Source organism: Methylovulum psychrotolerans (assembly GCF_002923755.1).
In the GTDB taxonomy this organism is placed as follows: Bacteria; Pseudomonadota; Gammaproteobacteria; order Methylococcales; family Methylomonadaceae; genus Methylovulum; species Methylovulum psychrotolerans.
In genome coordinates, this window is the sequence record NZ_PGFZ01000001.1 from 576,927 (window position 1) to 590,137 (window position 13,211).

General features: G+C 50.7%; 2 protein-coding genes. Both read right to left on the reverse strand.

The features are described 5' to 3' along the window. Positions 1 to 5: 5 nt before the first annotated feature. Complete coding sequence (locus tag AADEFJLK_RS02725) at positions 6 to 10,853, reverse strand: filamentous haemagglutinin family protein (RefSeq protein ID WP_103973215.1); 10,848 nt, start codon at positions 10,851 to 10,853, stop codon at positions 6 to 8. A gap of 103 nt (positions 10,854 to 10,956) precedes the next feature. Then, positions 10,957 to 12,507 (reverse strand): ShlB/FhaC/HecB family hemolysin secretion/activation protein, encoded by a 1,551-nt coding sequence (locus tag AADEFJLK_RS02730; protein ID WP_249027958.1) that lies wholly within the window; start codon positions 12,505 to 12,507, stop codon positions 10,957 to 10,959. Between the last annotated feature and the right edge of the window lie 704 nt (positions 12,508 to 13,211).

Sequence of the window (13,211 nt, forward strand, 5' to 3'; positions counted from 1 at the left end):
GCCTATTATGAAGCCGGGCGGATTTTGTTTTTGGACTCGTCGCCGTGGCCGATGAAATCAACGCTCAGCACACCCAGCTTCTTGTTTTTACGCTTTTTATCGTTATCATTTTCGTTAGACTCAGCCGTCGCCTGCGCCATTTGGCTGACATTGGCGGTAGAGTTGCTGACACCTGTCAAACCGGCCGCCAAACTGCCCACCGAAGCCGACGGCACACCCGTACCCGTACCGCCGGGCCCGACTTGGATATTATTCGCCCCCAAGACCGCTGTCGCCGAAATCGTCACGTTTTTACCGCCGATACCCGCCTCGCCCGCATTAACCACCCCACCTGGGGCGAATAAGGCGACGTTACCTTGGCCGGACTTACTCTTTAAAGAGGCGGCGGCGCGGATACCGCTACCCGAAACGGCTGGCTTAACGACGGTCAGCTTACCGCTGGACGAGTAGCTGACATTGGTTTCAGGTATGGTCAGCGCGGTTTTGGCACCCCGTCCGGCATCAATATTGCCTTCCGTAGACCAGATACCGACATTGCCGCCCGATTGCGCAAATACCCGCGATAAATTGACCGCAAAATCGCCACGGGTAAAGACGTTAATGTCCCCGGCCTGTTGGGCAATGATACCCAAATCGCTGGAGGCCTTACCTTCTAAGCCAGGGAACGCAAACGACAGACCGACCGTGGTCTTGCCGCCAGGTACTAGCAGGTTAACATCACCGCCCTCATCCGTCTGGATGGTACTGAACGCCATATTGACATCGCCTTTCCAAGGATAGGCGGCATCGGCGGTTTTTAGTTCGCTGCCAGGGAATAAGGTGTTAATCGCCGTATAAGCCCGGTCGTTACCCAAAGTCTTATCCACCGCCGAAGCCGAACCTGCCTCATTGATCTCATTATAGTAAACCGGCAACAAGGCGTTATTAAGCTTTTGCTGGATCGTCACATAATCATTACTGCCCAAATCCTTAAACAAGGTCAACGCTTGCGCGGCGGTCAGTTCGGTGTTGCCCGTGCGCTCCTGCATGAACGCAGTAATGGTCGCAGTCGCCGAGTTAAATTGTTCGGCGACGGCAAAATGTTGCAAATATTTATCGACCATCGCATTGTACTTACTGGACGCGCTATCGCTCAGCGCCGCAATCACATCGGCATTGCTGACCCCTTGATAAGACAAATTAGAATGGTTTTGGTACACCGGCAAAATCAACGCCGTCAATTGTGTTTGGATGGCGGCGTAATCGGCCACGTCCAAGTTTTTAAACAGCTTAAGCGCGTCCGCTGTAGACAAGGTGCTGTCGTTTAAATGCTGACGCATATAATTGGTGATCAGCGTACTGACCGACGCATAATTATTGTCACTAGGATACGCCGACAAATAGCTGCTGATAAAGCCCGTATAATTCAGGTCATGACCATTTAATCCGGCCAAAACGGTAATATCTGCGCCGGTGCTGGACAGGTTCGTGTTCAGCTCGTTACCCGAAGTGATGATACCTTTGGAGATACCCAAATCTAAATTACGTCCGGTTTTCACCAAGACATCACCAGGCCCTGTTACGCGTATAAATGTCGTTGCCGCATTGCTCAAATTAAGCGCCCCAATCGAACTTAACAGCGTTGGTTGGACAATATCGCGCCCCGCCGCCAAAACGGTCGAATCGGTGCTGTTGATATTTTGAATATCCAGTTTTACGTTGGTTAAATCACGTCCGGCTTGGATAATACTTTGTTTCGACAGCACCACTTGAATATCTTTAATATCCCCTTCCTGAGTCACCAGCCTTGCCGGTTGCAGGTCATTTTTATGCAACAAACCGGTACTGCTAGGGACAGTTGTTGAACCCGGTACCGCAGGGACGGTAAATAGCCCGCTAAAGTCATCCGCTAAAAGAAACGGCAATAAGGCGCTAGGCAGCTTGGACTTATCAATGTCCAACATAACAAGGCCGTCCGTCAGTTTAGATTTATTCGACATGATGTTCTGTTGCGCCAATAAACTGACCGTAGAACTGCTGGCAGGGAATAATTTGACGGTATCCAGCTTAATGCTGCCGCCAAAGGCCGTGCTCGCCAAGTTGACCGGATAAACGGCACTGGTATTTTGTACAACCGTCGTCAAATTAAGATAATTTGCTATGATGGAGGTATCCGCGCCCAAATACACATCGCCCGATAAGGCGTTGGCAGTCAAACTGCTGGTATCGGTATAAGTATAAAACTGTGTATCGGGGGAAATGCTCATTTGATCCGATACGGCAGTGACGCTAATGCCCCGTTTGGCCTCTAAAGCCAAAGTGCTGTCACCCATCACCAACTGCGGGCCATTAACAAACTGTTTGCCGCCAGTAATTTCACCGTCGGCAGAAATGCTGCCGATACCTTTGCCGAGCAGATAAGCACCGCCGGCAACATTACCGCCCGCATGGATGGCCATTTGGCCACCGCCCCCTATCTCGACCGCATTATTGGCAAAAACCGGGGTGACACCATCATCGGCAAACCCCGTTATTTTCCCGACCTGCTTACCCGTAGAAGGCATCATAACCGATAAGTCGCTAATGTTTTTACCCGCGTTGATCGTCACGTTACCGCCACCAAACGAGCCGACATTTTGGTGGAAATTATTGACATTAACGCCCCAAGCGGTCGCAATTTTAGTGGAGGCAACACTGCCCCAATCGCCCACCCTCACCAACCAATTAGTAAGGAACTGCTGATTGTTAGGCTTGGAGAGGTCTAGCTGATTAACGATATTATTCTCTGTCGCCATCACAATATCGCCGCCATTGACCCCGTAGTCCGCCGCCGCCAAATTAGCGTAAGCTGGGTTACTCAAAAGGCTAGCGTCTGGCGAACCATTATCTAAAGAACCATAAGGGTTGGTATCGGAAAGCGTACCCCCTGTATAGACGGTGGAATTGCCATATTTGTTCTCAAAAATAATATCGCCGCCTGCCGCCAACTTAATGTCACCGACCCCTGTGCGTATCGTCACGGGATGATCTTTATGGCCCGCTATATCCAAGCTGTGCGCGGCGTTATTAATGGTCGCGAAATTATCCGCACTGCCCAGATCCGCACCTGCCGCCAATTGATAAGACCAAGAGTTACCCGCCTGTAAAACATAAGGATCGCCTAACTCACCATTGCCTAAATCAATAAAGCCTAAAATGGCATTAGATTGCTGCACATACCCGTCAGTAATCGAGTTGGCAACGGTCAGCTTACCCGAAGCGTTAAGCACCAAATTGCCCGCCACATCATTGCCGTACCGCCAAGTGGCAAAATCCCAAGTATCTTGTACGGTCAAAGCGCCGTCATAATCAATTTCCACACCTGGCCGTAAGGTCGCGCCATGAATGAGATTAGCGACTTGCGCCATATTCGTGGCGCTCATATAGGCGGAAGTGTCCGCCTGAATGGCCGCTATCACCGTGCTGTCAATCACCCCGTTGGCTATATCGGCATTAGTATACTGTTGGACACCCTCGGCATAAAAATGCTTAGCCCCCTTAACGGTATTGGCGGCGACCGGATCAATCTTGATGATACTGCCTGTGTCGCGTAAGGCGCGTAAAGTGACATCGCCACCTTGTGCCGCCGTACTGCCGCTGACATCAATGGCCGCACCTGATTTGATGCTGATGCCGCTGACACCATCTTTATCCGAGTCCACCGAAGACAGCAACACATCACCGCCTGTCGCACCTTTAGTGTTCAGGACAGCCGTGCTTTCCAAAGTGACCTTATCGCCCGCATACAAGGCAATGGCTCCGCCGCCATTGGCGTTGGCGGTATTAACCGTACCCGCCAAATCAATGCCCTTTTGGTCGGACACCAAGGTGACGGAAGCGGCAGTCAGGGTATTACCCGCTTGCTGGACAAGCGCGTCTTCAGTGCTACGGAAATACACCGATCCTGAAATGCCGATATCGTTTAATTTAGCCGTCCATTGGTCAAAATTCGCCGCCGCATCAAACTTCGCCAGTTCGATAATGGTACTGCCCGAATTGGCGCTGAGCGTGCCTAGCAAATCGATGGTTTGCGTAGGGGCTTTCAGAATCAGCTGGCCGCCTGCCGCCCCGCCGCCGCCCGTGTCCATATTGACGTTAGACCCGGCACTTAAGGTAATCTTACCCGTACCCGCTACCGCACTAAAGATACCGCCCGGCGTATACTTAATGACATCGGCAAACTGCACCGCCTTGCCTTCCAAATGAATATCGGCTTGCTCACCAACCGTCACATCGCCCGTTTTCGCCTGTAAGGCCAGCTTACCTGAATACAATAAGGCATTTGTGTTAAAGTCCACGCTATTGGCGGCTATGTTCAGCGTAGCGCCAAAACCACTCGCCATAGATGTGTCGGTTTGTCCGGCATTAGCAAAACTGACCGCATGGCCTAGGGCATTAATGGTCAAATCCGCCCCGCCTGTTGCCGTCAGATAATCGCTGGTGACATGCAAATCACCCGCCACTGTCAGGCTGCCAGTACCGTCAATATGGAATTGACTGGCGTTCTTAGTACCGTTTAACGGCGTGATGGTAACGCTGTTAAAGCCCCGCATAGCAAACGCACCCGCCGCTTGCGTGTAGTCATCTGTTAACAGCTCCAGCTTACCGCTACCCGCACCGAGGCTGGATTTAGCCCCGGTAGAATTACCGACGGCTAGGGTATCCGCTTGCAATTTAACGGTATTATCCTTACCGCCAAAGCCAGCCAAACCGGCCGCATTAACGGTTAACGCACCAAATTTTAATGCCACTAAAGAACCGTCAGCATTTTTCAGCAATTGCCCGGTACTGTCGGTTTGGCCGACATCACCATAAAAATTGATGGTGTGGCGGCTATTGAGCAACAATTCATCGACGACCAAATTAGTCAACTGCAAATTATTCAGGCTCAAGGCGTTGGCGACCGCCCCCTTACCGACCTCACCGATATTAATGGTATTGGCATTCAAGCTTAATGAACCGCCGTGCATCAAAATATTGGCTGCGGAAGACAAATGGGTGGCTTTACTGGAGTCCAACAACACCGAGGCCAAAGAAGTCGAATTGCCATCCGTTATGCCGGTAATGGTCGCGCCGCTTTTAATGACCAAATCACCTGAGGCCGTGCTGCTGGTATTTAACACCGAATCTGCACTCAGACTGACTTGTTTGTCGCTGGATACGCGCAACAACGCCCCGTATCCCGCAACATCAACCGTCTGACCAGGATGCTTAGGGTCAGGAGCTTGAGATAAGCCAGTTACCTTATAAACTGTATCGCCGGTATTCACGGCTTGCCCAGCCTTTAAAACCGCACCGCTTTCGACCACCACCTTATCGGTAGCCGCCAACACCAAATCTTTAACCGTCAGATCCACACCGCCGGCAATATCGACCTTGCGTGTTGTCACCAGCAAATCGGTTTCGCCAGTCGCATTATCCCTGCTACGGATTCCGCCCAATAACAAGCTGTCAAGATTGAGGTTATTCAAATCACTGGCTTTAATCCGTACCCCCGATGCCGAACTGCCAGAATCGGCAACCACCGTAATACCATTGGCACTGGTAATATCCAGTTTACCCCCACGCCCTACGCCATTTTTGTCGCTTGCCGCCGCCGAATTAATCGAACCTTCGATCAACAACTGGTTAGCCACATCAATGGCGACTTGGCCGCTATCTTTAGGGATTAACGGCACGCTGGTGCCATTGGTCGCGGCTAACGCCGTAAAGAAGCTATTGGCGGAGGATTCGGTATATTGCGAATGCTTGCGGACATCAGCGCCTGATTCGATCAAAAATCCGCTGGTGCGCGAATCGTGGGTACCGGTAACGCTATTGGTGTAATAACCTGCGATAATCTCTTGCCCGGCAGTATTATGGGTCGACACCGACAAATCTTGGCTATTAGCTTGCGGCGTGACTAAATAAGCCCCCGGCAATAAGGCATAATGGGCAGGCATAATGGTATAAGTACCTGCCGGCAACCCTTCGGCCCCGCTTAAATAAATTTGGCTACCCGCCGTATAGCGTTCTTGCTCCTGTTCGCTCAAAACTCCCAGTAAGGTTTGTTCGTGTGGGTCAACGGGACTTAAAGACGCTTTGCCTTGGGAAGGCACAACCGCAAAGCCGCCCTGATAAGCAGCGCTGCCCGGCAACAGATAATCGGCGCTGCCGCCCGCGCCTTTGATAAATTCATAAGCGTACAAATCACCGCCGCCCGCAATATCAACGGTACTGCCTTTGGCAAGAGCCACATCAGGCGAACTTAAATTGATTTTTTTGCTTTGGATAGACAAATAACCTTGCGAGGCATCGTCATACACAACGTTCTGGTTATTGTTCAGTATATATGTCCAGTATAGGCCACCCAAGGTATTGCCAAACGGAATGGTTTTGCCGTCCGCCGATACGGATGTGATACTCTTAGGCCCTAAACCCAATGTGGTGCCGGCGGTTAAGTTGATGCTGCCAAACGGCGCCCTTAAGATACCGTTCTGATGGATATTAGCAGCTTCAAAACTTAATTCGCCGTTCGCAGATAACGGTGTGGCATCCTTATAGGCATTCCCTGAAATTCTGATGGCACCCTCAGGATTAAGGGTAGAGTCTACCGAAAAGGTATACTTGGTTAAGGTGCTCGGATAAATTTGGCTGGCGGTCAAATTTAAATTTGCGGCCGTCCGTAGAAAGCCGATATATTCGTATTTGGTCGCGCTAGCAGGGTCTGAATCAAAATTACCCGTCGTCCGCAACTCGTGCCGGCTGTTCAGGTTCACTTGTGCCAAGCCGTCCATGCTCAGATAACCCACCAGATCCGTCCATTGCGAATGGACGGATAATTTCCCGTCCCCTACCGTCAATGCGCTGGTATCAGGTTTGGATAGCCAAGTATCCCAGCCCGCCTTAAAATACGCGCTGTTCAAATTGACGGCATTGCCTTCCGAGCCTTCGCTAATGCCTTGAGCCGTGTATGCCGCTTCCCAACTGACTTTTTGGCTAGTCAATTCCAGACGGTCTTTAGCCGTCAGGTTCACCGCGCCGACAAAACGGATATCGCTGCGGATCGCCGCCGCCCCATCCACGACTACCGAGGCATTGCTCTTGAGGCGCACATCAGAAAAACCGCCATTTTCAATCAAATCGCTACTGATCCGCGCCTTACCGTTCAAGCTGCTTTTATCTAAAGCGGGGCTGTTAGGGTCATAACTGTCCAGCTTGTCGCCATATTTCAAATCACCCAGTACCGATCCGGTATGTTGGGTGATCTGGACAATTTTCTCGTTTTGGGGGAATACCAGCGACACCCCGGAACCGGACGTGTCAATTGACCGCAAAGAAGAGTCTATGGTCACATCTAAGCGTCCGGCTTTAGTGCTGGAAGACCCCGCATTCCCTTGGATAACCCCTTCCAAATCAATGCCTTCACCAGCAGAAATCTTAATCGCCCCGGCATTGGAAGCGATAGTGGTCGGCTCATAAATCGTCGCCGATGTCACCTGATCAATTTTCGGCACATCCAATACCGCCTGAGTGCCGGACACATCAATCAAAGCGCCTTTTTCTTGGATGACATAGCCTTCATTGGCCGTCAGCGTGACTGTTCCGCCATCCAACACCTCACCTGAATGGACATTCAAACCATTCACAGGATTCAGCCTAGTGGCGCCTTTTGCCAACAACTGCGCCTCGCTACCCAACCAAATGGCTTGGCTGGCATCATAGACGGTCAACTGCGTATCGGCCGCCAAGGTCAAATTGATAGAACCCGCCGGGGCGGCAATCGTGCCGTCCACATAAATGCCCTTAGTGGTAGTGGCCAAACTGATCGCGGCCCCCGTATCGCCAATGATTTCGCTACCTTTTTCAATAGCAATACCCGACAATGCTTTTAGGCTCAAATTAACCGGATTGCGTAGCTGCTCTGGCAGCGTTTCCAAATGCGTCAGCGCGGTGATAAAATCCCTGCTCGCCGGATGGAAGGTCAGATCATTGACCACCCGGTTTTTCGCCACCAAAAGGACTTGGGCATAATCTGCACCCTGAAATTTTAATGAACTGCCGCCGCTCAGCGTCAAACTGTCGCTATTGCTGGTTAACGTAAGGTCACTAAAGCCGGAATGTTGCAACAAGCCATTAACATAGTCTGTTGTTAAGATGAGCGGGGCATTACCCCCATTGTTTATATCATTGGTATCGACCGTACCGATAACAATTTTGCCGGAGCTTAAGTTCAAGCTACCGCCTTCTTCCAAACCCCAAGCCGATAAGTGGCCGTACAGATGCACGGCGGAAGCCTTGCCGTTAATGTCCGGCAACGCCGCAAGGCTAATTGCCCCGCCCTTACCGCCGGTCACCACGTTGTCTACCGACAACAACGCCCCGCCGTCAGCCCTGATCTCCGAACCTGCCGCCACCGTCAAATCGCCGCCGCTGGCCGTTAAGCTCACCTTGCCCGCATCAATGTAAAGCGGCTGGAACGGCCCATCTGACAATGCCGAAGAATTATCAAACCAAGTGCGGTAATCATCAATCCATAACCCCGACACATTCAATTTCGCCGAACCGGCCACAGTCAGCTCAGCTGTCTTACCCGATGTGTTATTCACCGCATCGGTGGCCATGACAATACTACCGCCTGCGGCATGGATGCTGCCATAGACATCAATACTGCCGCCTTTTAAAGAAATGTCCGCCCCTTGCCTGTCAATCTCAGCATTAGCGGCAATTTTTATATTGCCCGACGTTTTTACCAACACTTTTTCTACACCGGAAGCGTTCAATAAAGCGTCCGACAAGGTCAGCGCGGTTGACTTGCCGTCAGCATCGGTAGGGAACGCATCCGCCATACTTAAAGCCGCACTGGACGCGTCTTTTTGAAAGACCACGTCTTGGGCAGAAACCCGCCCTGCTGCGGTATCATCGGTATTAATGATAAATGCGCCACCAAACGGCGTGTCGGTCAAATCCCGCTGATAACGGCCTGCTGTAGAACCGGCCACCAAATCGGCATTCCAAGACAAGAGCGGCGTTTCAATATTCAACGACCCTGCCGATTTACCTTCGGTATAGCCTGCTTCGTACTGACCTTGGCCAAATATCGGCGAATTCGTCCAGTTAGTGGTCACACCCCATTTGCTATGGGCTTCGGTGACCACGCCAAAAATCGATATATAATGTTGGTTAGGGTCGGCATTGCTAATATCAACAATCGCACCATAATCGGTGACTAATTTAGTCGTATTGATGTAACCGCTCTGATAATCGACCGAGCCCCCGGCAATATTGACCACCGACCCGGTATTTAAGACCACATCGCCATTAGAGGTTAAATTCACCGTACCGCCCTGGGTCATACGCTCTTGGACTGTCCGCCCAATACCGTTGACGGCGCCGCTGGTATCAACAATCGGGGTCTTATCACGGACATCCACCAAAACCGTCTGACCTTGCAACACCCCGCCTTTTTGAAAAGGTGAATCACGCAAATCGAAGGTCTGTACCGATACCTGCCCGACATTCCGCTCCATCGCTACTTGCACATGCTGGATACCCGATACATCAATGGTGGCATTGGTGTCCACCAAAATACGGGACTTATTCGGATTATCCGTAGGGGCGACATTGTGGACAATAGTAAAATCCGCCTTAGTGCTGTCAACATCATTCGCCACATTATTGGTGGCCAGCATATTGATTTGCGCATAAGGCGCGACAATCTCCGAATTGGCCTTCATGTGGATCTGATTGCCCACCACTTCCATATAGGATTGCGCCTGAACCTTACCGTCAATCGCCGTATCCGTCGATGCGGTATCGGCAACAATTTGCGTGACACTACCCGAATCAAACGTAACCGAAGACTGCGTACCCAAACCGTCGCCATTATCTGCCGCACGGGTCGTTGAAGTAGCGTAAATCTTAGTCGAACCTATCGCGGCATTTTCTTGCGCCAACAAGCGGATAGAGCCATTGACGTTCACCGATGTGGTGGCCGTCAGCGTACCGCCCTGATTGACCGCAAAGCCCTCTAAGGTGATGTTGCCTTGGTGGGCTACGATATCGCCAACATTTGACACCTTACCGCCCGTTTGGACTTCAACTAACAGGCCTTTAAACTGGCTGCTTTGCGAAGGCTGTAAATACACCCTATCCTGGCTGGCCACCATAATCACTTGGCCGAATTCATTGGTGGCGATGGAACCCTTATTAGTGACGGTAGGGGCCGCCATAACCACCAAGCCATCATTATTGGTATCGCCTGTAGCGGTGATCTTCGCGCCTTTCTCAACAACAATCGCCGAACCGGCCAGCGTGTCTGAACCGCCTAAGGCAGGCTTGTCTAAGCTGCTGGTATTTTGCTTGGTTAACCCCGCCGTCAACACCTCATCCGAGATTGCCAGTGACGACGCAACCAGTGTATTGACGTTAACGACCGAATCTTTACCAAACACGAAACCGTTTTGGTTATACAGATACACTTGGCCGTTAGAGCTTATCTCACCAAGGATTTGGCTGGGAGTGCCTTGGAAAATCCGGTTCAGGGCGACCGAACTGCTGTTAGGTTGGTCGTATTCGACCTTATTATGCTCGCCGACGTTATACTCTTTCCAGTTATAGATGGCGTTTTGCGATGACTGGTCAATCACCATCGTGTTGCCGTTGTCATTATAATGAAGGCTTGAAGCTCCCATTGAATTCAAAACTTCGGCAGGTATCGGCAACTCCGCCTGGGCAGGCGTTACCGCCCCCATCAACATCCCGCTCGCCACCGCCATGCGGATACAGGCAGGCAACGGCCTTAATTTAAAGGAAGGTATTGAGTTTTCTGGAGCCACTTTGAGTTTTTTAGCCATGGTTAACGCCTGCTTGCCATAATAGTAGGCCTACCGTTATCGATAGGCTGTAAGTTGCCTAAGAGCCTGACGGAATAAATCTAACGCCAAGCATAGCCAACTTTTAAAATTCTGTTGCGATATTAAAATGTACTTTAGGGTCGCCCATATAGACCGGCTTAAGGTCTATTAAAGGGAAACCTATGTCGAGGACACCGATAAAATGCTTGAACATTTGGATGCGCGTACCGATCCCGGTACTGGCCAATTCATTGGTCGAAGCATTGCCCGCCAGTACCCGTTGCGACCAGCCCTTACCCCCATCCAGAAACACCAAAGCTTGTAATTTATTAATGTAATCCAGTTTAGCCGAAACCAAGCGTGGCGACCGCCATTCCATTGAGCCGACAATCCCACTGTCCATTAAGGCTTGGGTCTCATAATAACCGCGTATCGACTGCATACCGCCCATAGAGAACTGTTCGTTACTGATCAACGGCGAATCGGCAAGCTGCCCGGAGAGGCGGCTAAAAAATTCCATCCCTAACGGCAATTGCTGGGTAAAGTTTAAGCCTCCGATCAAATCCAGATAATTGGCTTGGGCATATAAGCGCTTGTTTTCAAATTCCGCCTGGCTGTTGCCCAAGCCCCGCACCGAAAAGTTAGCCCCTAAGTTAAAGGACACCAAGGATTTTTCATTTTTTACGGAGCCGTTATATTGTAAGGTGAACGGTAAATAACTGATGGGGGTTCTGATGGTATCGGCACCGATTAGCTGAAGGTCTTCCTTAAAGCTTTTATAATCGACCCCGGCGAGCATGGACTGGGAATAGTTTTTTATGGTCGGCAAGGGCTTGATTAACCGCGCCCCAAAAATCTGCCCGTTACCGATCACCGCCAAAGCCCCGCCGCTGGCTATCTGTGCATTAGATGACGAACTGACCCCGTACAACGCCAATTTAGCGGCATTATCAAACAATGGTAACGAATACGTCCCGACCACCACATCCACTTCATCGCTTTCTTCCGGCGACACCTGATAGGTCAATGACGCGCTATGATATTTCTGCCATAAATTGTCGTAATGCACGGTAGAGACCAAGCGCAATAGGCTGGTTGATGAGGTATTACGGCCATTCAGCGCGACGCTGCCATGCAAAGGCAAATCGTCTTTGACCTTTAAATCCACATCCAAAGTACCCGGCGTATCGCCCGGACGCAAAATAGGCGTGATTTTCCGGTCATTGCTCAGCTTATCCAAAGCGGCAAGCTGCTCCTGCATTTTAGGCATGTTCGGTATATGGCCTTCGGCCAGCTCCGGCACCGCCGCTTTAATGCTGCCTAAAGAGAAATAGCGCGAATCTTTCACCCGCAGACGCGACACCTTACCTTCGACCACTTGCAGATACACCACGCCATTTTGGACATCCTGCTCAGGAATATCCACGCCCACCGTCTGATAGCCTTGGTCGTGATAAATTTTTTCTAACGCTTCCCGGGCTTTTTCGACCGTTGCTATGGTTTTTTGCGGGCCTAAGAAAGGATATACCGTGCGTTCAAGTTGGGTGCGTTCCAGCAAGGTATTGCCTTTCACGCGCAGTTCGAATAAATCGAAACGGTTTTCCTGTTCTTTTGTTTGTTCTTCGGCGCTTACGGTTACCGTTGCAACAGACAAACAACCCCCAAAAAAAATGCTGAACGCCACTGAGTTAACCAGCAGCCCCCGCTTAAGATCATATAAAGGCATGTGTATTTATTTGGTCTGAATGGATCTAGTTTGCGACAGGCTAATGTCGGTTATGATAATCAATAGTTTATTCACTAGAGAAAGGCTTAAATAGATAGCGACAAGTTTTTGCGCCTATTCTAGGATGTTTATATTAATTTTTAATGACAACGCGCCGCCTCTATGGCCTTAGTGAGTAAGGTACTCCCCATTGTCTAGACCAAAATCTCATAAGATTAAGATAGAAGCCGGTTGATAAAAATGGGTTGTTTACGCGATGTTCGACTTTTTAGATTTGTACCAACCCCTCAAATTGTGTATGGACGTGGGATATAGGTAACACATGTTCGGGGACATGGGTAACACATTTTGGTACTGATTTTCTGGGTTCCTGCCGTCCATTAGATGAAGCTTAGAAGGAGTGCAGGAAGCGAAACGGAAGTGGAGCGGTGTACGACGACCCCCTCGTAGCCGTAGGGGCCGGGCGTGTTGACGGAGTTGGAGCGCGAGCGGAAGCGTAGTCAATATGCAAGGCCATCCCGAAACGGCGTCAAGTCATTTGCGCAGGCCAGTGGTGCACAGCGTACCGAAGGGGAGTTGTGTGCTGCGGCCGGAGCAGGACGAAGGCGGGCAGCCGAAGGCAATAATCGCCA